The 24,678-nt window shown below is 40.4% G+C and carries 22 protein-coding genes and 1 riboswitch; of the genes, 6 read left to right on the top strand and 16 right to left on the bottom strand.

Going from position 1 to position 24,678, the window contains the following annotated elements; all coding sequences use genetic code 11:
- Positions 1 to 203 precede the first annotated feature (203 nt).
- Positions 204 to 782 (top strand): TetR/AcrR family transcriptional regulator, encoded by a 579-nt coding sequence (locus tag A6754_RS01845; RefSeq protein ID WP_066442134.1) that lies wholly within the window; start codon positions 204 to 206, stop codon positions 780 to 782.
- Between the two features lie 17 nt (positions 783 to 799).
- Positions 800 to 1,990, top strand: a complete 1,191-nt coding sequence (locus tag A6754_RS01840) for an MFS transporter (RefSeq protein WP_066442132.1) — start codon at positions 800 to 802, stop codon at positions 1,988 to 1,990.
- A gap of 69 nt (positions 1,991 to 2,059) precedes the next feature.
- Here the strand turns inward: A6754_RS01840 and A6754_RS01835 are convergent, their stop codons facing one another.
- Both A6754_RS01835 and A6754_RS01830 read right to left on the bottom strand, forming a co-directional pair.
- Positions 2,060 to 2,755 carry a copper homeostasis protein CutC gene (locus A6754_RS01835; protein ID WP_066442130.1) on the bottom strand — a complete coding sequence of 232 codons (696 nt, stop codon included), beginning with the start codon at positions 2,753 to 2,755 and terminating at the stop codon, positions 2,060 to 2,062.
- Positions 2,756 to 2,760: 5 nt separating this feature from the next.
- On the bottom strand, positions 2,761 to 3,765 hold the full coding sequence (locus A6754_RS01830) for an asparaginase (protein WP_066442129.1): 1,005 nt from the start codon (positions 3,763 to 3,765) through the stop codon (positions 2,761 to 2,763).
- A 238-nt stretch (positions 3,766 to 4,003) separates the two neighbouring features.
- Here A6754_RS01830 and A6754_RS01825 point away from each other — a divergent pair, with 238 nt between their 5' ends.
- Positions 4,004 to 5,452, top strand: a complete 1,449-nt coding sequence (locus A6754_RS01825) for a M20 family peptidase (protein WP_180320183.1) — start codon at positions 4,004 to 4,006, stop codon at positions 5,450 to 5,452.
- A 39-nt stretch (positions 5,453 to 5,491) separates the two neighbouring features.
- On the opposite strand, the gene A6754_RS01820 is transcribed toward A6754_RS01825, so the two are convergent.
- The 7 genes from A6754_RS01820 to rbsK form a co-directional block, all read right to left on the bottom strand.
- Entirely contained in the window at positions 5,492 to 6,112 is a 621-nt protein-coding gene (locus A6754_RS01820) for a nitroreductase family protein (protein ID WP_066442125.1), read from the bottom strand.
- Positions 6,113 to 6,630: 518 nt separating this feature from the next.
- Complete coding sequence (locus A6754_RS01815) at positions 6,631 to 7,371, bottom strand: amino acid ABC transporter ATP-binding protein (protein ID WP_066442124.1); 741 nt, start codon at positions 7,369 to 7,371, stop codon at positions 6,631 to 6,633.
- 26 nt (positions 7,372 to 7,397) lie between these two features.
- Positions 7,398 to 8,168: an amino acid ABC transporter permease gene (locus tag A6754_RS01810; protein ID WP_066442123.1), complete on the bottom strand. Its 771-nt coding sequence runs from the start codon at positions 8,166 to 8,168 to the stop codon at positions 7,398 to 7,400.
- An 80-nt stretch (positions 8,169 to 8,248) separates the two neighbouring features.
- Positions 8,249 to 9,103, bottom strand: coding sequence for a transporter substrate-binding domain-containing protein (locus A6754_RS01805; RefSeq protein ID WP_066451267.1), 855 nt, complete (start codon positions 9,101 to 9,103; stop codon positions 8,249 to 8,251).
- 116 nt (positions 9,104 to 9,219) lie between these two features.
- Positions 9,220 to 10,482: a group II intron reverse transcriptase/maturase gene (gene ltrA, locus A6754_RS01800; RefSeq protein WP_066441994.1), complete on the bottom strand. Its 1,263-nt coding sequence runs from the start codon at positions 10,480 to 10,482 to the stop codon at positions 9,220 to 9,222.
- Between the two features lie 616 nt (positions 10,483 to 11,098).
- Positions 11,099 to 11,282, bottom strand: a riboswitch (Lysine riboswitch).
- Positions 11,283 to 11,375: 93 nt separating this feature from the next.
- Entirely contained in the window at positions 11,376 to 11,933 is a 558-nt protein-coding gene (locus A6754_RS01795; protein WP_066442122.1) for a nitroreductase family protein, read from the bottom strand.
- Between the two features lie 132 nt (positions 11,934 to 12,065).
- Positions 12,066 to 12,923 (bottom strand): ribokinase, encoded by an 858-nt coding sequence (gene rbsK, locus A6754_RS01790; protein ID WP_066442121.1) that lies wholly within the window; start codon positions 12,921 to 12,923, stop codon positions 12,066 to 12,068.
- A gap of 178 nt (positions 12,924 to 13,101) precedes the next feature.
- On the opposite strand from rbsK, the gene guaC reads away from it, so the two are divergent.
- Positions 13,102 to 14,085, top strand: coding sequence for a GMP reductase (gene guaC / locus A6754_RS01785; RefSeq protein ID WP_066442119.1), 984 nt, complete (start codon positions 13,102 to 13,104; stop codon positions 14,083 to 14,085).
- A gap of 178 nt (positions 14,086 to 14,263) precedes the next feature.
- Here the strand turns inward: guaC and A6754_RS01780 are convergent, their stop codons facing one another.
- From A6754_RS01780 to A6754_RS01765, 4 genes are read right to left on the bottom strand one after another with little or no spacing between them, the layout of a single operon-like run.
- Complete coding sequence (locus tag A6754_RS01780; protein WP_066442117.1) at positions 14,264 to 15,019, bottom strand: PHP-associated domain-containing protein; 756 nt, start codon at positions 15,017 to 15,019, stop codon at positions 14,264 to 14,266.
- An 18-nt stretch (positions 15,020 to 15,037) separates the two neighbouring features.
- Positions 15,038 to 15,862 (bottom strand): energy-coupling factor transporter transmembrane component T family protein, encoded by an 825-nt coding sequence (locus tag A6754_RS01775; protein WP_257297381.1) that lies wholly within the window; start codon positions 15,860 to 15,862, stop codon positions 15,038 to 15,040.
- A complete protein-coding gene (locus tag A6754_RS01770) occupies positions 15,837 to 17,543 on the bottom strand; it encodes an ABC transporter ATP-binding protein (protein ID WP_066442113.1) in 1,707 nt (568 codons plus the stop codon). The genes A6754_RS01775 and A6754_RS01770 overlap by 26 nt, the downstream gene beginning before the upstream one ends.
- A 26-nt stretch (positions 17,544 to 17,569) precedes the next feature.
- The gene (locus A6754_RS01765; RefSeq protein ID WP_066442111.1) at positions 17,570 to 18,451 is read right to left on the bottom strand and encodes a DUF8171 family membrane protein; all 882 of its coding nucleotides are present in this window, start codon (positions 18,449 to 18,451) and stop codon (positions 17,570 to 17,572) included.
- A gap of 158 nt (positions 18,452 to 18,609) precedes the next feature.
- Between A6754_RS01765 and A6754_RS01760 the strand changes: the two genes are divergently transcribed.
- On the top strand, positions 18,610 to 19,440 hold the full coding sequence (locus A6754_RS01760) for a MurR/RpiR family transcriptional regulator (protein ID WP_066442110.1): 831 nt from the start codon (positions 18,610 to 18,612) through the stop codon (positions 19,438 to 19,440).
- A gap of 121 nt (positions 19,441 to 19,561) precedes the next feature.
- On the opposite strand, the gene A6754_RS01755 is transcribed toward A6754_RS01760, so the two are convergent.
- Positions 19,562 to 21,568, bottom strand: a complete 2,007-nt coding sequence (locus A6754_RS01755; protein WP_066442108.1) for a methyl-accepting chemotaxis protein — start codon at positions 21,566 to 21,568, stop codon at positions 19,562 to 19,564.
- 190 nt (positions 21,569 to 21,758) lie between these two features.
- Positions 21,759 to 22,328 carry a DUF6434 domain-containing protein gene (locus A6754_RS01750; protein ID WP_066442106.1) on the bottom strand — a complete coding sequence of 190 codons (570 nt, stop codon included), beginning with the start codon at positions 22,326 to 22,328 and terminating at the stop codon, positions 21,759 to 21,761.
- A 193-nt stretch (positions 22,329 to 22,521) separates the two neighbouring features.
- On the opposite strand from A6754_RS01750, the gene A6754_RS01745 reads away from it, so the two are divergent.
- Positions 22,522 to 23,937: a sodium/glutamate symporter gene (locus A6754_RS01745; protein ID WP_066442103.1), complete on the top strand. Its 1,416-nt coding sequence runs from the start codon at positions 22,522 to 22,524 to the stop codon at positions 23,935 to 23,937.
- A 162-nt stretch (positions 23,938 to 24,099) separates the two neighbouring features.
- Here the strand turns inward: A6754_RS01745 and A6754_RS01740 are convergent, their stop codons facing one another.
- Positions 24,100 to 24,669 carry a TetR/AcrR family transcriptional regulator gene (locus A6754_RS01740; RefSeq protein ID WP_066442099.1) on the bottom strand — a complete coding sequence of 190 codons (570 nt, stop codon included), beginning with the start codon at positions 24,667 to 24,669 and terminating at the stop codon, positions 24,100 to 24,102.
- Positions 24,670 to 24,678: the final 9 nt, after the last annotated feature.

Raw genomic sequence — 24,678 nt, 5'->3', positions numbered from 1 at the left:
AGTCTATTTCACTAGTTGAAATAGACTGCTTGGTTTTTTGTATTACATTTTCCTAATGGTTTGCTGCCTTTTTGAGTTCCAGCAGCAGAATCTTCTTTATAGGTAATGTGCTGGAACAGAAAAAAACATCCAACCACCTTGCTTCTTTGCAGAGTATTTGGTAAGATAACTGACGAACGTTCGTTAGATTCGAGGTGGTTGAGTTGAAAAGTACGGAAATTAAGGAAGCTGCTTTAAAGTTTTTTACCATTCATGGATATGAAGGGGCTTCTCTTTCACAAATAGCAGATGAGGTTGGCATTAAGAAGCAATCCATTTATGGACATTTTAAAGGGAAAGATGATTTGTTTCTTCAAGTGCTGCGCGATGCAAAGGATACGGAACTTTCTTCAAAGTTAACTTATTTTCAATCAACATTGGATGAAGCTCCAGAACAATCTTTATATGGTTATCTTCAGCTTGTCATTGATCTGTTTCAGAAGAATGAGCATCTGAAGTTTTGGCTGCGTATGTCCTTTTTTCCGCCCGCACACTTGGCTGAAGCCATCACAGAAGAAGTTGTGGACTTGGAAGATCAAATGCAAGTGGTCATTGAAAAACGATTTAGTGAATGGATTGAAAAAGGGCTGATTCACAATAGTGATCCTTCCATACCTGCTCTCGCCTTTATTGGGGTCGTCGATTCAATTCTTCTAGAACTTGTATATGTAAATGATGAAAAAAGATTATGTAAAAAGCTGGAAGCATCCTGGTCCATCTTTTGGAGAGGAATTTCATCGTAGAAAAAGAGGTGTTCATTATGAAAAATCAAAAAGCAGTATTAGTCATCCTTCTTAGTAATGTTTTCATTGCTTTTTTAGGGATTGGACTCATTATTCCTGTCATGCCGTCATTTATGAATATTATGCATTTGTCAGGCGCGACGATGGGCTATCTGGTCGCCATGTTTGCCGTTGCCCAGCTTGTGATGTCACCGTTCGCCGGGCGCTGGGTCGACCGGTTTGGGCGGAAAAAAATCATTATTCTTGGACTCTTCTTATTTGGGGTATCTGAGCTTATCTTCGGTTTAGGCAAAAGTGTGCCTGTCCTTTATCTATCCAGAATATTAGGAGGGTTTAGTGCAGCCTTTATAATGCCAGGTGTTACTGCATATGTAGCAGACATCACGTCCCTGAAAGACCGTCCTAAGGCTATGGGATATGTCTCTGCGGCTATTAGCACTGGATTTATTATTGGCCCTGGAATCGGCGGGTTTATAGGCGAATATGGTGTTCGGCTTCCATTCTTTTTTGCAGCTGGCATTGCTTTTGCAGCTTGTATTCTATCGGCCTTTATATTAAAAGAGCCGCTTTCTAAGGAGAAGCTTGCTGAATTAGCAAACAATCAGGCACAATCTAATTTCTTCTATGATCTTAAAAAATCAATTCGGCCATTATACTTTATTGCCTTTTTAATTGTATTTGTACTTGCATTTGGATTATCTGCCTATGAAACAGTTTTCAGCTTATTCTCAGATCATAAATTTGGATTCACACCAAAAGATATTGCGGGTATTATTACGATCAGTTCCATCTTTGGTGTTATCTTTCAGTTATTTTTGTTTGGGAAATTGATTGATCTGTTTGGGGAAAAGAAGCTCATTCAGCTTTGCTTGATCGTTGGTGCTGTTTCTGCATTTTTATCAACCGTTATCTCAGGCTATTTTGCTGTTTTAGCTGTCACATGCTTCGTTTTTCTTGCTTTCGATCTCTTGCGTCCAGCGTTAACGACATTCCTGTCTAAAGCAGCTGGAGAGGAGCAGGGCTTTGTGGCCGGCATGAACTCAACATATACGAGTCTCGGCAATATTGTGGGTCCAGCTATTGGCGGTATTCTATTCGATGTGAATATTCATTACCCTTATCTCTTCTCAGGTGTGGTAATCGTAGTTGGACTTCTCATTACCGTCATCTGGAAGGAAAAGCAGTTCTCTGAGAGTTTAGCGAAATAACACAGCGCTAAATAGATTTAAAGGAATATAACAAAAGGCATAGCGGAACATACCGCTATGCCTTTATTTTTAGGCACCTGCTCTTTTACAGAGCTCCTTAAATGTTTGAAGCAGTTCCACATCGATTTCATGCAATAGGCTTCTATTTTTCCGTACACCTGAGCCAACATGAATTTCATAAGGTGAAACATCTTGTAAAAAGGCCTCGATATTCTCTGGTGTTATGCCTGATCCCGGCATAATCGTCAAATGGCTGCCTTCACAGGAATTTATCAGCTCTTGCAGCTGTTCTTTTGCCTGTGGAGCTTTTTCTGCTCCTCCAGATGTTAAAATACGGGATATCTGTTTGTAAGACTTTAACACTTCTAATGCTTCCAATTGATTCTCTACTTGATCAAAAGCACGATGATACGTAACATCCAGGCCTTCTGTATCTTCCAGCAGAACAGAAAGAGCCTCTTCATCGACTTTATTCTCTGCAGTTATTGCTCCGATCACAATTCCCGCTGCCCCAATATCTCTGCATGCTTTAATGTCTGATTTCATGATTGCTACATCCTGCTGTGTGTATGTAAAACTCCTGCTATGCGGACGGATCATCACACTGACAGGAATCGAAACAGCATGGCAAACCGCCTCAATCAAGCCATAGCTCGGGGTAAGCCCGCCTTCTCCAACAGCTGTAATTAACTCAATTCGATCTGCTCTTGCTTTTTCTGCTAGTATTGCATCGTTTAGCGTATCCGCAATGACTTCTATCAACATATGTTTTATAACTCCTTTAATTGAAAAACTTCATGGATCGTGCCTACTTCATGGCCTGAATCATTTTTCACTGAATTGGGCTTAAGTGCCCTTAAATTCCGAATGGTTTCTTTATTGCTATAGTCAATCTGCTCTAAGATAGAAGCAACAATATTTGGCCACACTTCTTCGGATCCATTGATCACCTTTAAAGCAAAGCCAAGGCGCTCTTTTCTTAACCCAAAGCAGTATACACCCTGTGCTCCCCCTTTAGCAAAGATATTATCGTCCCGAAGCAGAATAGAGCAAATAAAATGATGTGAAGCAATGATATTTGGCTCCTTGTTCATGATTGCTCCAAGCTTTTGAACAGCTGATCTTAATGCGGAATCTTTAATCATATCTGGACATGCCAGTTTTAAGTAAGTTAAAGCCATATTTTCCAGAGGGATTGCCAATACAGGAACACCACAGCCATCCGTCCCTGCCTTGATTAGGTCAAGAGGAATTTCTGACAGCTCAGAAAAAATGTCATTGATTTGCTTCTGCAGCGGGTGCTCCTGTCTCCAATAGCCGCTTACCTCATATCCTAATTCCCTGCAGACAGCGGCAAAGCCGATATGCTTGCCTGCACAATTATGATAGAGACGCCGTTTTTCTTTGCCTTCTCGAAGCATTTCCTCATAAGGTCCCTTATTTAATGGATAGGACGGGGGACAGAGCAGTTCTTCTTCACGAACAGGCAATTTATTCAGCAATGACTCCAGTGCTGCAATATGGTAATGCTCTCCGCGCTGAGAAGCGCCAAACAGCGCGGCCTCTTCATCCGTTACTCCATATTTTTCAATGATATCTGTTAGCAATAAAGGCAGTGCTTGAATCGGTTTAGCCGCTGATCGAAAGAAAACATCCTGCTTGATATCTCCAAATTGCCGGACTGTTTCTTTCTTGTCGTTCACACCTGCAATAATCCCAAAATGGACATTTTCAACACTTCCATTTCTTCTTTCTTCAATGATGGCATGATGCATGAAGATTCCCCATTTCTGCTGTTTATTACCTATCATACTATATTGCCCGATATATTTTCTAAATAGCTTTTTCAAGCATTTATTACTTAGTGTAAACGAACTGTTGTCAAACTATAAGTTGTTCGAACAACCTAGAAAGAAGTTATGTCAAAAATATAGAATAAAATTCTAAATATTATAAAAATAGTATAAAATAATATAAAAAGAGTTTCGGGGGTTTTGTATGGGGAGATGGAAAATGAATTTATTAATAGTTGGTGTCTTTTTGCTTATATTCGCCATTGTTACAGTAACACGTACCTTTATGACAGAGTCAAGGCAGCCTGAACCAAATAAAGCTGAAGTAGCGCTTGATGAAGACAAAGCTATACGTCATTTTTCGGAAGCGCTTACCTTCAAAACCATTTCCTATCAGGATCGAACTGCCTTTGATTATCCAGAGTTTGAGCGCTTTATTGAATTTTTAGAAGACACATATCCGGCTGTTCATCAGCAGCTTGAGGTAGAGAAAGTAAACGATTATGCGCTAATTTACAAATGGTCTGGAAGCGAATCCGGCAAAAAACCAATTGGTTTAACCAGTCATTATGATGTGGCCCCTGTTCTTGAAGGAACCGAAGCAAACTGGGAGCAAGGTCCATTTAGCGGTACTGTTACCGACGGAGAAATTTGGGGACGCGGCACCTTGGACGATAAAATTGGGGTAATTGGAATTCTTGAAGCTGCAGAACATCTTTTAGAGGAGGGCTATGCACCGAAAAGAGATGTGTATTTTATGTTTGGTTTTGATGAAGAAATAGGTGGAGATGAAGGAGCGGCTGCGATTGTCGATCTGCTTGAAGAACGGGGAGTGACATTTGATTTTGTTCTTGATGAAGGCGGAGCGATCGTGGGAAATATGGTTCCTGGCGTTGAACAGCCTGTTGGTGTGGTAGGTGTGTCAGAAAAAGGTTCGGCTACTGCTGAACTGACCATTTCCGGAAGCGGAGGGCACTCTTCTCAGCCAAAGGATCATACCAATATCGGCCGAGTCGCCAGTGCAATTGCAAAGCTTGAGAATACTCAATTTAAAGCAGATCTGCGCGGTCCAGGTGAAACCTTATTTGAATTTGCCGCACCAGAAATGAGTTTCGGCATGCGATATGTGTTTGCAAATAAGTTTATTTTTGAACCGATTATTGAATCGATTTTACTAAAACAGCCAGCTACTGCCGCCTTAATTCGAACAACCATTGCACCAACCGCCTTCCAGGCTGGTGAGCAATATAATGCGCTGCCTGAACAGGCGACGGCCATTATTAATCTTCGTGTCATGCCAGGCGAATCGCTTGAGAATGTGAAAAAGTTTATTGAAGAAACCATTGATGACGATGAAATCTCTGTGTCTGTAACTGGGAGCGAGGCAACAAGTGTATCCTCGACAGACAGCTGGCAGTTCCAAACCATTCAGCAGGCTGCCCGCAATGTCTACAGCGATGCTGTTATGGTTCCATACTTAATGTTTGCCGGATCAGACGCAAAGCATTATGACCGTATCGCTGATAATACGTATCGTTTTCTGCCCGTTCTCATCACCTCAGAAGATTTAACAAGGATGCATGGCACAAATGAACATGTCAGCATTGATAATTATTTGAATGCAATTGCTTTTTATATGGAGGTTATGAAGGAGAGTGATCGAAAATAAAAAGTGCCCAAGAATGTCTGATCATTCTTGGGCATTTTCTTATTTCCATTGTGCAATTGTATTGACAGGCAGACGGTAAGATTGGTATCCCTCTTCATCTGCTTTACCAATTGAAATGAGCATAATTGGTACATATCTGTCTTTATCCATATCAAACGCTTCAGCAATTTGATCCTTTTCAAAGCCGCCGATTGGGTTCGTGTCATACCCATGCGCCTTTGCTGCAAGCATAAGCTGCATCGATACCAGACCGCTATCAACAAGCGTAAGCTCTTTATTGATTTGCTCTGGCAATGTGGAATAAATTTTTGAGATTGATTGAATTTGGCGCTCTTTTACTTCCTCAGGCATAATGCCAAGTTCAACTGATTTTGTGAAAATTTCTTCTGCATACGTATGACTCTGCAGATCAGCAAATACCTCAATCACCGCAGATGATGTTTGCACTTGTGATTGATTAAATTTAGCAAGCGGCGCAAGTTTTGCCTTTGCTTCAGGGCTTTCAATTACAAGAAAGCGCCAAGGCTGCAAATTAAGGGATGAAGGAGCTAAGCTTGCTTCCGTTAAAATTTCCTCCATCTCTTCCCGGCTGATTTTTACCTCAGGATCATATTTTCGAATTGATCTTCTGCCTTTTAAAACATCCATAAAATGGGTCATAACAATTCTCTCCTTATGTTTAATTTCCAGGCTGCAAACGTTGTTTGATAACTCTCCAAGCAGTGTGTTATTTTGATCCTTGATAGGTCAATGTTTAATAATTCCAATATATATTCTTTCCCTATAGTGGTCAAAAAAAGTGCTCAATGGGAAAAGTAATAGGAAATCCACTGGTTTTGATAGGAAATTCAATAAGTTTAATAGGAAAATATTTATGTTTGATAGGAAACTATTGAATTAATTGCATATTTATACAAGCCCGTTTCATTGCGCTTCGGACCCTCGCTTTCCGCGGGGAGCAAGCTGAGCCTCCTCGTCACTCCGCGTTCCTGCGGGGTCTCACCCTTTGCTCTTCAGCCCGCAGGAGTCGAGGGGCCTCCGCTCCATTTCACTCATGTTTGAATGATATATGATCAATTAACAAATAAAAAACCGGATGATTAGAAAATGTTGTTTTCTAATCATCCGGATGTATAACAAAGGCTTAATACTTATGTCCAAGTCTTTTCTCCAACATCTTATACAGTCTTCAATGTCCGTTTTAAGAACTCTCTTGTACGCTCCTGGTCAGGATTGTTAAAGATTTTTTCTGGAGGTCCTTCTTCCGCGATGACGCCTTTGTCCATAAATACAACACGGTCAGAGACTTCTCTTGCGAATTCCATTTCATGTGTAACGATTAACATGGTTAAGCCTGTTCCAGCGAGCTCTTTCATAATTTTTAATACTTCGCCAACCATTTCAGGATCTAACGCAGATGTCGGTTCATCGAAAAGCATTACATCTGGTTCCATTGAAAGGGCACGTGCGATAGCAACACGCTGCTTTTGTCCGCCTGATAAGTGGCGCGGCTTGGCATTAATGTAATTTTCCATCCCTACAACACGCAAGTATTTGCGTGCAATTTGTTCCGCTTCTTCCTTTGAACGCTTTAATACCTTTATTTGTCCGACCATACAGTTATTTAATACATCATGATTATTGAACAAGTTAAATTGCTGAAAAACCATCCCCAGCTTTCGGCGGTATTGGTGGATATCATGACGGTCATCCAAGATATTTTCTCCATTATAAATAATCTGGCCGCCGCTTGGTTTTTCAAGTAAGTTTACACAGCGCAACAGTGTTGATTTTCCCGAGCCTGAAGAGCCGATAATTGTAACAACTTCACCTTTTTCCACAGAAAAATGAATATCCTTTAAAACCTCATGCGAACCAAATGATTTGCTTAAGCGCTGGATTTCAATGATTGTTTCCATATATGTTCCTCCTCTCAGTCAAGAAATTACATCCCTTTATTGGCTTTCTTTTTCATATCTTCTGCTGTTTCAACATGCAAGTTATTGCCGATCACAGTGTAGTTATCCGGTCCCTCGAGTTTGCGTTCAAAGTAGCGCAGGATGAGAGTAATCGCAAACGTCATAATAAAGTAAATGATACACGCGACAAAGAATGATTCGAAATAGCGGAAATTATTGCCCGCCACCGTTTTCGTCTGGAAAAATAATTCTGTTACAGAAATAACACTTAATACAGCCGTGTCTTTAATATTAATAATGAACTGGTTCCCTGTTGCCGGCAAAATATTGCGGATTACTTGCGGCATAACTACATGAATCATGGTCTGCACATGATTCATGCCGATTGCCTGCGCCGCTTCATATTGGCCTTTATCGACCGAAATAATGCCTCCGCGTACAATTTCAGCCATATATGCACCTGTATTAATTCCTACTACCACAATACCCGCAATAATCGGGTTCATATGAAAATTAAAGGCAAGTGCAGAGCCATAAAAAATGACCATTGCCTGTACAATCATTGGTGTGCCGCGGAAAAATTCAATATAAATGGTTAAAATGGCATTGATCAGTTTAAGCAGATTCTTTTTTATTCCTTTTTCAGGAGCAGGTATTGTTCGAACTACTCCTGCCAGCAAACCAATGAGCGATCCAATAATCGTTCCTGTTAAAGCGATGACTAACGTCCAACCAGCTCCGCGCAAAAACATCGGCCAGTTTGACTGTATGATTTGTATCATCCAATCGAGACTCATGGTGATCCTCCTTTTTTAATGAATATGTCAAAAAAGAAGCCGGCTACATGTCATGTCATGCAGCCGGCCGTGCAGCGTTATTAGTTAGCTGCTGGCTGATTTTTAATCGCCTCATCCATAATTTCTACACGCTCTTCTTCAGAGATTCCTGCTAAAATTTCATTGATCTTTTCAGTTAGCTCGCTGTCTTTTGCAACACCTACAGCAATAGCTGTATCGTCCTCAGATGTTTCAAAGCCTTCTGTAAATTCAACCATTGCAAAGTTTTCATTTGCAGAAGAAGCACTCACACCTTCAGGACGCTCGGAAACATAGCCGTCAATTACGCCAGATTCTAGCGCAACACGCATAGCAGGGAAGTTATCCATTGCCGGCTGCTGTTCAACGCCATCAATTTGTTCAATAACTGAGTAATGGAACGTATTCAATTGAGCCGTTACTTTTGCACCGCTGAAATCTTGAATAGAAGTGGCATTTTCATAGTCTCCGCCTTTTTTCACTACCATAACAAGGTCGGATTTATAATAGTTGTCTGAGAAATCGATTGTTTGCTTTCTTTCTTCAGTTGGTGACATCCCTGCGATAATTGCATCAATTTTATCAGAAGTTAAGGCAGGTACAAGACCATCCCACTCCGTTTTAACGATCACTAGCTCTTTCCCTAAGCCTTCAGCGATTTTTTTCGCAATTTCTACATCATAGCCGCCTGCAAATTCAGCGTTTCCATCAATTTTCACACCGCCATTTGCATCATCCATTTGTGTCCAGTTAAATGGTGCATAACCTGCTTCAAGACCAACACGGAATACATCCTTCTCCGTATCAGACTCTGATCCTGATCCCGCAGAACCCTCATCTGAGCTAGTTCCACACCCTGCTAAAAGCAATACTGCCGCAAGTGCCAATACACTTAAAAACGATAATTTTTTTCTCATATTTTTCTGACCCCCATTTTTTTCTTTTAATAAAAATTGAGATAGGGGGAGGCGATTAACCTCCATTTATCCCTCTCACACCACCGTACGTACGGTTCCGTATACGGCGGTTCCGATTAAGTCGAACGCTGTAAGTCATATCTAGCAGAAATACTTTTTAACCCAAGGGAAAGCCAGTAGGCTTTCCCTAATGTTTTATGAAGAATTGGACTTTTGGATATCCTCCAATAAGCCTTTCTTGTATTTCCCCATTCATATGCTTTCCCTTTCGAAACACCTAGTTTAATAAGTTTCTTGACCTTCGTTTGGGGAAGTTTCCATTCCTTCCATCGAATCATTCTTAACCTTCGATTAAGCCATCCTTCGAGTTTTGCGATTACTGAACGGGTATCTGCTAAATGATAATAATTAACCCATCCCACTAGATATTGGTTAAGGTTATGAATCCTATCTTCCATGGCAATTGACCTTCGTCTGCTTGTAAGCTTTCTTATTTTATCTTTAAACCGTTTAACTGATTGGGGAGATATTCTCACCTTCGGTTTTAGATTACTTGTAAAACTGAACCCAAGAAATTTCCTTTTCCAAGGGCGGTCTACAGCACTTTTATCCTTGTTAACCTTCAGTTTAAGATTCCTCTCGATAAAATGGGTCATTGCCTTCATAACTCTTTCTCCAGCTCTTTTAGATTTCACATAGATATTACAATCATCGGCGTAGCGGACAAAGCGATGTCCTCTGCGCTCCAGTTCTTTATCCAGTTCATCCAACACAATATTCGAAAGTAAAGGGCTTAAAGGTCCACCTTGCGGTGTCCCCTCAAGGTTAGGACTGACAAGTCCGCCTTCCATAACACCAGAGGTTAAGAACCGTCTTATTAGTTTGAGGAGAGTACTATCCTTTATCCTCATGGCTAATTTACTCATTAATCTATCGTGGTTAACCTTGTCAAAGAACTTTTCAAGGTCAATGTCGACTACCCATCGATAACCCTCTTCTATATAGCTTTGGGCTAATTTAACAGCCTGGTGCGCTCGCCTGTTAGGGCGAAAGCCGAAGCTACATTCAGAGAAACTAGGGTCATACATTCTGGTAAGCACTTGGGTGATTGCTTGTTGAATGAAACGGTCTGTCACGGTTGGGATTCCCAGTTTCCTCTTCCCTTTGCCGTCTGGTTTCGGGATTTCGACTCGACGGACGGGGGATGGGATATAGGTTCCCTCGAAGAGGGATTTTCGCAGTTCGCTCCAGTTGAGCATAATATGTCCACGAAGAGCAGTGACGGGCATTTCGTCCACTCCATGTTTTCCCTTATTCTTTTCTACTCTTTTAATCGCATTAAGTAGGTTTTCCCGTGACATGATTCGTTCCATTAACATTGATATAACCTCCCGCGTAAATAGGTGTTCTGTTTGTGTCCTTTTCATTCTCCACCCTGTTTAATGACCCCCGCGGATTCACCGTTTCTTTCATTAAACAGGTACTATGTTTTCTGTTTCATCGAATGGAAAGATACGCCTAGTTCCTATTTTCCATAACCGGTTCAGCCCTTCCTTATCCTCTTAAGCGAATAAGTACTATGGCTTCTGCTGACGCCTGTCGTTCAACTTATCCTCACGGATAGGCTTACCGCATGAGTACGGCATATCGACAGGTTCTCCCCGGGTAAGAGTACAGACTTTCCTTCCATGTCTCCGCCTCATTTACTATGTGACACCTTTGGCAGTATGGACTTTGTCTTGTATTGCAGACTCACCCAATGTCATCTAGCCTCATATGAGATTCGTGTTCCTCAGAGCGGAAGTTTGCCGCCGACTTCCTTCAGATAGGAGGGTCACCCCGCATATCCTTGTCTTAAGCTACGGCTACTACTGCCTTCGCCGTTCGGGACTCGCACCCTAGAGCCTGCACCCATGCCGGGCACACAACAAAAAAGACCTGAGATGAACTCAGGTCTTTGTATACATAGTTAGCCTAAATCCTCCACTTTTCCCTTAAAGAGATAGCACACCTCGAGTAAACCGGGAAGTTTACCGAGACAGTCCTGCAGCTCTTAACTGCAGACCCAGCATCCAATACTTGAGCATATTGCACACTTCGGCGGGATTTCCTTCTTTTTAGCATCATCGCTGCTCACGCTCAACTAAAAACTATTAAATACCGCACCTCTACCTCACCGAAAAGTGAGGTTTATTCAGTTTTCATATATTCATAGGCTACAATAAAGCATGTAGTTCTGTCAACCTAGTAAAAACTGACAGCTTTTGGATCATTATTCTGAAATAATTTCTAACTTCTCTCTAATAGAAGTTCTTGGCTTAGCTTCCGGCACATGTTCAGCATATCCGATCATTAATGTGCCAACGATCTTTTCGCCTGGCTGCACACCCACTTTTTCACGGAAAACCGGATTGTAAATCCAGTCATTTGTGCGCCAGATCATGCCGATTCCTCTTGCCCAAGCCGCAAGCTGGAAGTTTTGAATAAATGCCGATACAGCCCCATAATCTTCGTCCCATGTTTTTTGACGAGGATCTTCCGGCATAATAACAACTAGATGTATGGGAATTGAACGGAAATACGCCGCTTTTTTTGCTGCCTTTTCTGCCGCTTCCTCTCCAGTGCCTTGAGTTGCTTTAAAAGCTTCTATAAATTTTTCTTTTCCTTCCCCGCTATATAAAAGAAAACGCCATGGCTCCGTCATTTTGTGATTTGGCGCCCATTTTGCTATCTCCAGTAAGTCAATGATTTCCTCTTGATCTACTGGCTTCTCCTGAAACTTCTTGATGGAGCGTCTTCCTTTGATCAGATCATCAATACTTTGCTGCATTTCTCTTCATCCTCTCTCATTATTCCCCTCTTCTTATAAGCGTAATTTAAATTGGTCTTTTAGGCAATTTAAGCGTCCATGGAGTGTGTTACTGAGATTTATTTATCTATGACTGTACTATCTGCTATGAGCTTACTTATTCAAGTCCGACCTGCTTGGCATTCCTGCCTGGGCACCAAGTTTTGTTACAGAAAGACCTGCTGCTTTAACGGCAAATTGGCAGGATTCTTTTAAAGGCAAGCCCTCAGAAAGGGCAACTGCTAAAGCACCAGTAAATGTATCCCCTGCTCCTGTTGTATCAATTGCATCCACTTTTAATGCAGGTATCGAGACTCTTTCTCCTTGATCAAAATACTCCGCACCGTCTTTTCCTTTCGTGATAACCAGCTTTGAGAGAAGAGCTTCTTTGTTTGTAAATGCCGAAAACAGCTGGTTAGCCTCCGCTTCATTTGGCGTGATATAGGTAATTTTATCAATCCAATTTTCTGGTATGTCATGATAAGGAGCAGGATTGACGATCACATTTACATGACCTTCAGCAGCTATTTCTAATGCTCTTTCTACCGATTCAAGCGGTATTTCAAACTGAAGCAGCAGCCAGCTGCTCTTTAATATCTCTTCTCTATGCGACTCAACCATTTCTGGTGTAATTCTCTTATTCGCTCCAGGCACGACTATAATTTTATTATCGTTATTCCAAACTGTAATACTGGCGATCCCCGTTTTTTCATTCTTTAGACTGCGAATATGCTCAATATTAATCTGATGGCCTTTTAAATGGTTTATATATTGCTCACCAAATAAATCGTCTCCCACACAGCCAATCATTTTTACCGACGCCCCCAGTTTTGCTGCCGCAACCGCCTGATTAGCACCCTTTCCTCCTGGCACTGTAAGAAAGTTTTCTCCCAGAACTGTTTCGCCTAATGCAGGCTCTCTGTTTGTAATTGTAACAAGATCCATATTCATACTGCCGATTACAGTGATCATCTTTATTCTCCCTTCAATTAGTAAAAAACACGAAGAATTATCTCCACTCTACTGTAAAGAATAAGTTAAATAAAAGTAAAAACCTTTGACAACTGCAAAAAAATCCTGTAAATTACCGTATGTACGAACATTTAATAACTAACACAATAATAATATTCGCTTTTAGGAGTGTTGAACCTTGGATAATGTATTTGATTATGAAGATATTCAGTTAATTCCTGCAAAATGCATTGTAGATAGCCGTTCTGAATGTGATACATCTGTTAAATTTGGCAAGCATACATTTAAGCTGCCTGTTGTACCTGCGAATATGCAGACTATTATTGATGAGAAAATCGCTGCTTATTTAGCTGAAAATAATTATTTTTATATTATGCACCGCTTTGAACCGGAAACACGTATTGCATTTATTAAAGATATGCAGTCTCGTGGTTTAATTGCCTCAATCAGTGTTGGGGTAAAAGAAGAAGAATACGGCTTCATTGAGCAATTAGCGGCAGAGAAGCTTGTGCCGGACTATATTACAATTGATATTGCACATGGTCATTCAAATGCCGTAATCCGTATGATTCAGCATATTAAGAAGCATTTACCTGAAAGCTTTGTCATTGCCGGTAACGTTGGAACACCTGAAGCGGTTAGAGAACTTGAACACGCTGGTGCAGACGCAACAAAAGTCGGAATCGGACCAGGGAAAGTATGCATCACAAAGATTAAAACTGGTTTTGGCACTGGCGGCTGGCAGCTTGCAGCATTGCGCTGGTGTGCAAAAGCAGCAAGCAAGCCAATTATTGCTGACGGCGGTATCCGTACACATGGCGATATTGCAAAATCAGTCCGCTTTGGCGCTTCTATGGTTATGATTGGCTCTCTTTTTGCGGGACATGAGGAATCACCTGGGGAAACAACTGAAATTGACGGCAAACTAGTTAAAGAATATTTTGGCTCGGCTTCAGAGTTCCAAAAGGGAGAAAAGAAAAACGTAGAAGGCAAAAAAATGTTTGTTGAGCATAAAGGTGCTTTGCAGGACACATTAACCGAAATGGAACAGGATCTGCAATCCTCCATCTCATATGCTGGCGGAAACAAACTTGATTCCATTCGCACTGTAGACTACGTAATCGTGAAAAACTCTATTTTCAACGGTGATAAAGTTTATTAATACTGTGATAAGGCCAGGTAGATGGTTCTCCTGGTCTTTTTTATTTTGGATATTGGATGAAGGCTATATCTGTAATTATTTCACTAAAAAAGCAAAAGCCGGCTTGTCACCTACTGACTAGTCCGGCTTTTGCTGCTTCCGTTGCGAAATGCGAAACACGATCTGTTTTCCCGTTTTTTTATACGGTTAATGCCTCTTTCATTTTTTTCTTAACGATTTTAGCTGCATTAATTTTTGTGTGCAGATTTGGGGCAATGGAGCGTTTATACTGGTTTCCTTTAATGGCTTCTCTGATTTCCTGGGCAGTGCTAAAGTCTTTTTCAAATACATTTTTGACAACTCCAATGTGGATAGGGTGATGGGAGTCGCTTCCGCAAACGACTGGAATGTCCAGCTGTGCAGCAAACGACAGAACATCTTCCATCATTTCTTCTATCCCATGCTCATGCATATCTTTTCCATTCAAATCAAAAGCATGGAACCTTTTGAGCAGAGCAGGATCATGATGATGCAATGGTGTTGTTTCTCTTAACGGATGGGCACCAATCATCAGCAGGTCATGATGCTCACCTAAGTCCAGTAAGTTCGGAAGTGAGATAAAGGATTCCTTATCCGTATGGAAATCAAGCAGCCTGCGGATTTGCAGAAGCCTCTCTTTATGTCCTATGAATAAAATATGACCTGTTTCGTAAACATCAATTTCCATTCCAGTAAACACTTTAAAGCCATCAACATCGTAATAATCATCTATATAATCAAAGTGCTCATCGAGCTGCTCGTAGATTTCATAGTAATTTTTCGTGTTAAAATGCTCCGTCATTGCGATTGCAGTCAGTCCTGCCTCTCGTGCATTCAAAATAACCTCTTTAAAAAATTCAATATCAAAATCCACTCTTTTTGCCAGTTTAACATGTGTATGAAAATCTATGATCATGCTGAATCTTCCTTTCTATTAAAGCGGGAATTGATATCCCACTATGTAGATCAATGCTGTAATTAGCGTACTAATCCCTATAAAATAATAATCATATTTTGTCATTTTTAAATAATTCAGTTTGATATCTTTTGCAATATTATTCTCCAGCGTGTAACTAAAACCTCTTACCTCTAAAACCTCTACCGTTGTTCTGGTCCGCTTCGCTGTATTCAGCATCATCGGATAAAAGGCCATGATACACATTTTGATATAGTAAAAGACATAACGGCTGTAAAGAAAGCCTGGTTTAGCCGGCAGCTTCCCTCTTAATCGGAAGGAATGAATAATGTTCTGGTATTCCTCAATTAAAATGGGCAGCATACGATAACCATATGAAACGCCAAAGCTAAACTTTCCTGGTACCCCTAATTTAAGAAGTGCGTCACTAAACTTTTCAGGATCCATACTTGTAAAGACTGCCATTGTCGCTAAGGAAACCGTAGCTACCTTCATCGTCACTGGAATAACAGCAATTAAGACTGTAAAGCTATTGCCTAAAAACATGGCCGCAAAAACCAAATACGTAAACTGCGAAATAACACCAACAATCAGAAGGAATATAAGCAGCGGGCTTACTCTCGACATATAGGCAAGTACTGCCGTAAATAAGGTCAGCCCAATTAGGATCGTCTGATTATGTGTCAGCCATGGAATGATTGAATAGATGAGCACCCACAGAATCAGCATACGCGGATCCAGCTTAGCAAGCGGAGTTGGTTCATTTCCATATGCTGTTCGCATGAGTTCAATTTTAATATTTTCAACGGTCAGCTTGCTAAAGAACTTTTGAAAAACACTCACTTGCAGATTCCTCCCATTTGATTCTTCTTAAAAAGCCGTCAATCGTGAGTTCAACCGGGTGGATTTTCAATTCATGACATAAAGAAACGATTTGAGGCTCAACCAGTGAAGCTTCCCTTAAAAGAAACTGGTTTGAAAATAACTCCTGCGGTGTTGTATCAGCGATGACTTCTCCACGGTTAAGAACAACCACCCGCGTTGCCCACTCAGCAACAAGCTGCATATCGTGGGTAGCAATCACAGCGGCCTTGACCGAAGAGTCCAGCTCCCCGAGCATGGCAATCATTTTTTTCCTTGTTGCAATGTCCAGGCTTGCTGTCGGCTCATCTAATAAAACAACCTCAGGCTGCATTGCCAGTCCAATGGCAAGGGATGCTCTTCTCTGCTGTCCCCCGCTCAATAAGCGTCCATCCCGATGCTTCAGCACTTCTAGGTTAAACTGCTGAACAATTCTATTCGTAATCTCCTCTTGAGCAGGATGATTGCGCACTTTAAGGAAGAAGGATATATCTTTCCGGATTTCATCTTCAATGAACATCTCTTCTGGATTCTGATAGATATGGGCAATTTTCTCAGCTCTTTTTTCAGGAGAAACCTTTTTAAGAGAATCCCCTTTATAAAAGACATCACCCTGCAGCGGTTTAATCAGACCTGAAATAAGCTTGAGTATTGTTGACTTTCCCGCTCCATTACTTCCTACTAAGGCAATTCTGTCACCTGTCTTAATTTGAAGCTGAAGATCTTTTATAACAGGTACAATCTTGCGGGATAAGGTTTTATAGCCATAATGTACTCCATTGAATTCAACAATTGACTGCTGTTTTTCAGGAGAGACAGTAAACGGCATACCTTTCTCATGAATGGTGTAGTTTTCAAACCAGCGTCCCGCTTCTTCTAGTGTCACAGGCAATTGCTCTGACAGAGGACGTTCATGAAAGGCTGCCATTGTTACTTGAGGAGGATGTATATGTTTTTCTGTGAGCTCCTCAACTGAGTTCAATGCCTCTTTCACAGGCTTCTTCCACTTAACGCTTCCTTTTTCCATCAGCATCACATCCTTGCAGTAATTCGCAATAAATTCAGTATGATGCTCAATGACAAGAATCGTTAAACCTAATTCGGAATGCAGGTATTTTAACTTTTCGTACAATTGTATAGCATGCGCAGGATCCAGCTGTGCTACTGGTTCATCAATGATTAATACTTCAGGCGTAAGGGCAAGTGCACCTGCTAAAGCCACAAGATGCTTTTGCCCTCCGCTTAACTGCCAGACATATTCATCTGCTAAATGAGTGAGATCAAGAAGCTCCAGCGCCCTCTTGCCTCTTTCTATATAGTCCTTATATCCGTAATTTAACGGAGAAAAAATGACTTCATCAAGCACCTTTGGACGAACTAGCTGATTCTCAAAATCCTGATATACATAAGCAACTTTGCTAGAAAGGGATGCAACATTTGAAGCTGCTGCATCCTCTCCATTAATAGACATTTTCCCTTCAAAATCTCCTACATAATAATAGGGGATTAGGCCATTTATCACTTTGCAGAAAGTAGATTTACCTGCCCCATTTCCGCCTATGATTGCCGTAAACTCATGCTTTTTAATTTCGACAGAAACATCCTTTAATACCCATTCTTCTGCCCCAGGATATCGAAATGAAACATTTTCAAATAGAATCATTGGACCTGCCCCCATCTGACTTGTTATTATGCTGCCTGATCAAGATCAGCTGTTCCGCTTCCTTTTTTGCGAACCAGTTTATAGATGATAAAGATTGCTCCTGCCGCTAAAATTACCCAAGCACTATAGCCAATCCATTTTTGATCATCTGCAAACTGATTAATGAAATCCGCTGACCAGAAAGCTAAGTTCATATCCATCTCAGCAATAAACTCTGCAATCATACCAACAAATGTTAAAATAACAATCGTTGCAATTAACCCAGGCGTAATATAAGAACCGATAGATGTTTCCACTTTCGCATCACGCGGACGCATACCTAGTAAAGGTTCGATTTTTCCATATAATTTTGGTGTTAAGATCAACGTAGGAATGAGACCAACTAACACACCTGTAATGACCATTTCATTTAAAAAGCTAACACCTTCTAAGACAACTATACTTTCAGGCAATCCTGGTACGGCATCAAAGCCTTCTACTCCAAACCAGACCTTCCCGATATCAACAATTGTGCTGAGGAGCTGATCAATTCCCACTCCAACAAGGGATGCAATCGCAAGCTGAACCTTGCTTAACGGGTTGCGGACAAGGAGACCCGCAACATAAATGGCGAGCGTAAATTCAATGAATCCTTCAATCTCACCAATTCCGCCAAAATCGCCCATCAGCAAACCTGCGAAAACGATATTTCCTACTGAAGCACCGACTGCAACATAAAGCGGATGAAATAAAGCTGCTAAGATGAGTGGAATAAAAGCAAAATAAGAAATAGAAAATTCAATTGGCCCCACTTCATTTGATGGAAGCAGCTCCGTAATCATTTTCGATAATCCAAATAAAGACATAGACAAAACAAATACCATCATTTTTTGTGACTGTGTTAATTTTCTTTCCTTGTTAATACTCATTTTCTTCACTCCCTTTTTTGATCTTGCCTCCAGTATAGAGATGGTTTGTGAAGATAGTTTTAAGATAATGTAAAATTACTATCTTTTTTATTTATATGAAATTTTTATTTCATTTTTGTAGTATACTCAGATTATGAAGATGAAGGAGGGCACAGAGAATGGTAGATTTCACAAAGCAGCAGCTTTCAAAGAGCCAGCAGATTATTGCTGACTATATCCAAAAAAACATCGATAACGTACCTTTTATGAATGAACTGGACATTTCAAAAGCTTGCGGGACAAGTGTCGCCACTGTATCCCGCTTTTGGAATGCTGTTGGTTTTCAAAATTTAAAGGATTTTAAACAATATATTAAAACGGCGACAAATCAAGTGACACCAGCGAGCAAAGTAGAGGCGTCCCTGAGAAAATATGAAAACGGCTATACGCCGTTTATGCTTGATAGCGCACTCCACTATTTATCGGACACAAAAAAGCACTTAGCAGATCAAAGTTTTCAGCAATCGATTGAAAAAATTGCGAATGCGGAGAACATTCATTTATTTGGAGCAGGCTCTTCAGTAAGTCTTGTTTCGCTATTCGCCTTTCGTCTTAAAAGATTTAATAGTAATGTATACACCTTTAACTCAAGCGGCCATGAGATATTTGAGGATATGATTCATATGAAAAAAGGGGATGTGCTCTTTCTTTTTGGTTTTGTGCAAGCATCTGTTGAAATTAATGTCTTGCTCGATTACGCCAAAAAGAAAGAAATCTGCACCATTTTAATGACAGATATGCTGGTATCTCCATTGCTTGAACAAGCCACTTATACCTTGTATACAAGCAGAGGTGATGTGGGAGAGTTCCACTCTATGGTGGCTCCCATTGCTTTAATTGAAAGCATTGTTGTAAATGTAGGAAAGCAAATGGGAGATCAAGCCTTAGATAAGCTGCATGAACTTCATCAGATTCGGAAGGATTATCATGATCGGCTGCCTCGAAAGTAGACAAGTTGATAGCGATTGACTTAACTGCTTTCACTAATGATGGTTTCTGCTATACGAAAAATTACTTAATGCACAAAAAGCTAATTGCCCGCATTCGGACAATTAGCTTTTTTCAATTGTTTTATAATTTGAATTTCGTTACCGCATTTTGCAGTTCCAGGGCTAAGTCGCTTAAGTTTCGTGCAGATGAAGACATCTCTTCAATTGCTGCTAATTGTTCCTCGGCTCCAGCAGCCACTTCCTGGGTGCTGGAAGTAGTTGTTTTTGTAATAGTGGAGATTTCATTAAAGGAAGCAGAAACCTCCTCTGACGCAGCTGATATTTCCTCTGACGTGGCCGACATCTCTGAAATATGATCAGCGACATCTTTCGTAAGCTCGACAATTTCCATAAAGAGCTCTCTTGTATCTTTTGCAACATTTACACCATTTTGGACTTCATCAATCACACTTTTCATCGATTTGCTTGACTGTTCAATATCATACTGTATTTCAGTAATGATATTTGAGATTTCTTTTGAAGATCTCTGTGATTCCTCAGCAAGCTTACGGACTTCGTCTGCTACAACTGCAAATCCTTTGCCATGCTCTCCAGCACGAGCCGCTTCGATAGCGGCATTGAGGGCCAGTAAGTTTGTCTGATCAGCTATCGCAGTGATTGCATTTAAGATCTTGGTAATATCCTGTGAACGAACGATGAGTGATTGTGTTAGTTGATCTGATCCAATCACCGATTCATGGATTGCGTTCATTTGCTCTATTGTTTTTTCTACAGACCCACTGCCTGCACCTGCTTTATCCAGTGTTACATTTGACTTTTCTGTGATTAGAGCAGAGGCTTCGGCCATCTGCTGGATGCCCTGTGCGACTTCATCAAGTGCCTGCACACTTTCAGAAACCATTTCTGATTGCGCTGAAGCACCTTCGGCAACAGTTTGCATGGATTCAGCAATTAACATGCTTGTTTGGTTGGATTGGTCTGCACTTGCTGCCAATTGTGCCGATGTGGAGGCAGTCTGCTCAGATCCCTCTTTTACCTGCAATATTAACGAATGCAAATTCTCTTTCATGGTACTAATATCTTTTGCCAGTATTCCAAGTTCATCCTTTGAGCGTATTGCCAGCTTTTCTCCGGTTAAATCACCTGCTGCAATGGTTTGAACTTGTCCTGTTAATTGTTTAATTGGCTTACTGATTCCATTCGCAATGAGAACAGCTGCTAGAGTAATTAGGATAAAAGCAGCAATCATAATAATGATCGCTATGTTTCTAATGCTATCCGTAACTGCTAAAACAACATCTAAAGGTGTAAATAAGTAGATGCCAAATCCTCCAGCTTGCAATGGGGCATAAGAAACTAACAGATCTTCTCCATTTTCTTGAACTGTTTTTGTCCCGCTAGCTGTTTTCCCCTCTTGTAAAAGATTCGCTAACTCAGCAGAAAACGCGGCTTCATCCACCTTTTTCCCAACTAAATCTGTTTCAGGATGATATTGAATGACATTTTCCTGATCAATTAAGACAGGATATGTGCCATTATTTGCTCCTTCTTCATCTTCTAAAAACTGCTGCACAAGACTTTCAAAATTAACGGAGGCAGAAACTACGCCAATTACATCTCCCTGCTGGGATGTAATTGGCGTAGCAACAACAATGATCCGATTTCCTGTTGCTTTCGATACGATCACATTTGAAATCGTTTGCTCTCCCTTCATCCCGTTTATAAAATAATCCCGGTCTGATAAATTTAATGTTCCGACATTACTTGCGGTTGTATGGGCCTCAACGATTCCGTCCTGCCCAGTGACAACAACTGTCTCATAATTTGGATCTTGTTCTTTTATAACACTCATTATCTGACTGCGTTCTTCTAAATCTCCATTGATAATGGCATTTGATTTTGAAATAATTGTTATTTCATCTAATCTTTTTAAAATCCAATCTTCCATGCTTGAAACTGTATTCTCTGTTTCCGCTCCTAACCACTCTTTTTCATTTGAAACAACTTCCTTACTGCTTGTTTCATAAATAAGGTAAGAAGCAGCTGCAAGAGGAATTAATCCAATTAATAAAAAGTATAAAATAAATTTAGTGCGAATGTTTGCTGATCCTGATGCACGTTTTTTCATTGATTTTCCCCTTTGAATTTTCTAAGCTGTAGCTTACTTTACATATCGGTGAAATTTAAAATAAATTCACTAATATGCCGAGGTTTTTGGGGGTTTTTTTATTGCCAGTTTCTTCATCTATAAAAATATCTATATCAATATAATATATGACCTGATTTAGAGAGGATAAGCACTTCTTCAACTATACTAGTTAAGAATTAGGTTCATACTTGTTGCTTCCAGGACGCCTTTTGATTTCATTCCACGCTTCGATTGCTTCATTACGGCTTCTTCCTTTGTTCCTTGAATCAGAAAAATAGTCTTGAATAAATTGATTATATTCAAACTGAGGAGCAATGGCTTTCTTATAAGAAGGATCTTTCTTTCTTTTTTCTTCCTCATGCCAGGCAGCTAAAGCATCACGATATGTTTTTCCAATATTACTTTTAAAGTAGTTTTGAATATATGTAGAAAAATGAAAATTTGCTATAACGCTCTTAAAAAAAGCTCTTACATCCTGACTGCATCGATGATTTTCTGTAATGACAGTATCAAGACTCAAATCACCCTTTGCCTCTACATTCTTTCTAATGTTTGAATTTCTAACAGGTTTTCTGATCTCTCCTGTCTGAAGATAGATTTCTATTCTCTCAGCAATCTCCATTTTTGAACCTGATGCACTGATGCCATTTTCTCTGCAAAATGTTTGCAGTTCAGCTTTAAGCCAATAGTACTCTTTAAAAGTATCAATCTTTATATCCTTCCTTAGTACTGGTCTCAAAAGATTTCGCCTCCTATAACGGTTTCACTTTATTTTAGAACAAACGTTCCTGTTTTACAATATTATCCTTTATAATGAGTTTTTCTCTAGAATACCACTCTGCTTTTGATTACATGTTCACAAACGTGTTTCAGCCTTAATGAAAAAGGTATTAACTCTATAAGCAGTTATTTGGGAAAGGGTGATTTTTTTCATGTCTTTAGGAGTTGCTGGTTTTGCGCTTGTTCTTTTGGCCATTTTACTTGTTCTGGCAATGTGGGTTCGGTTGAAGATTAGAATTCTGCAAAAGTTGTTTTTACCGGCATCTCTGATCGGCGGTTTTCTCGCTTTGCTTCTGGGTCCTGAGGTGCTCGGCCAGCTCGTAAGCAGCCTTGGTTTCAGCCGTTTAGAGTCTGGTTTATTTACAGAGGAAATTGTGGAGGTCTGGGCAGATTTACCGGGACTGCTGATTAATGTGGTTTTCGCATGCCTATTTATCGGACTTTCCTTGCCGAAACCAAAGAAAATCTGGAAAATTGGCGGACCACAAACTGCATTAGGCTACACTATTTCTTTAGCTCTATATGTTGTTGGAATCCTGCTTACTATTACAGTTATGACACCTCTTTTTGGTTTAAATCCTGCAGCTGGCGCCTTACTCGAAATCAGTTTTGTAGGCGGTCACGGCACGGCTGCAGGTCTGCAAAGCACTTTTGAAGAGTTAGGATTTCCAGAAGGATATGACCTCGCGATCGGACTTGCTACAGTAGCGATATTATCTGGAGTTATTATTGGGATGGCTTTAATCAATTGGGCAGCACGAAAAGGAAAAACAAAAATATTGGATCATCCCGATGAAATCTCAGTCGAGCAGCGCTCTGGCATTATTAAGGAAGAAAATAGGGAAGGTGCCGGTCTTAAGACGACTTCACCTATGTCTATTGAACCGTATGCTCTGCATCTGGGCATTATTGGGATTGCAATTTTCATAGGATACATTCTTTTGGAAGGTTTCATCTGGCTGGAGGAAGCTACATATGGAAGCGCCTATGATGTTTTTTTATTTCAGTATGTGCCGCTTTTTCCCTTTGCCATGCTTGGCGGGATCCTCCTTCAACTTGTACTTGGACGATTCGATTCTCATAAACTGACAGATCGTGAAACCATTAATCGCATCCAAGGTGTTGCGCTCGACTTTTTGATTATTAGTGCGATGGCGTCTCTCAGTCTCCAAGTTATTGGAGAGAATTTGCTTCCGTTTATTATTTTCGCTGCAGCCGGAATTGTGGTTAATCTACTATTATTCTTGTATCTTGCTCCCCGAATGATTCCAAATTATTGGTTTGAACGGGGAATTGGAGATTTCGGCCAAGGAGTCGGCGTGGCTGCAACAGGTATCATGCTGATCCGAATTGCTGACTCTGACAATAAGACACCTGCGCTGACTGGCTTCGGCTATAAGCAAATTCTATTTGAGCCTATGCTCGGCGGAGGCCTCATCACTTCGGCTGCTGTCCCCTTTATTATTCAATTTGGCGCTATCCCTGTTCTAATTGCAGTAACACTCCTGATGATTGGCTTTTGGTGTTTAGGCGTGCTGTATTTTGGCCGAAAAAAAGAGGAGGAATAAGAGCTCTTCTCTTAGATGCTCTTCCTTCTCTTTATTCTAAAACAAGAATAGATCTTTAGATAATTTTCTGCTAACCTCGCACATTGTCCCTTAAAGGGATACTGAAAGAGTAAAAGGAATTATTTACAAAAAGAAGGCGAAAAGGAGAAATTTTCGTCTCTTTCAGGAAGGTCTGTGTGATAGATTTAATATTTTCACGAGCTGATCATTTAAATAGTCTGCGCTGTAGGAGAAATCACTTTTATACCACTCAATGATAATGCCGATAATAGCATTGGCTTGATATGCACAGTGAATTTGTGCATTTAGGTCTTCTGGCATTTTAGGATCCGCTTCTTGCAGCAATAAACGGTTGATTTCTTCGAACAGCAAATAATAATACATAAGAGGAACTTTCTTAGAAAAGACAATCCGGTAAAAGTGTTCATACTTTTGAATATGATGAAAGATGCGAATCGTTGAAGAGTTTAGCCTGCTTACTTTTAAGACAGAAACAAAGCGATAGGGTTCTTGATACGCACGCGAAAGATCTCCTGTAATTTCTTTAAAATATTCTTCGAAGAGGTCTTCAATTTGAGCATAGTGTAAATAAAAAGTTCCTCTATTAATATTGGCAGTACGGCAAATTTCCGTTACTGAAATGTCTTCAAGCAGCTTTTCATCTAATAAATCAAGCAGGGCATGGTGCAGGGCATTTTTGGTTTTTACAATTCTCATATCTTGTTTTGTCATTTTTTACCT

Source organism: Cytobacillus gottheilii, assembly GCF_001636345.1.
In the GTDB taxonomy this organism is placed as follows: domain Bacteria; phylum Bacillota; class Bacilli; order Bacillales; family Cytobacillaceae; genus Cytobacillus; species Cytobacillus gottheilii.
This window is presented reverse-complemented; position numbering and strand designations above follow the sequence as displayed.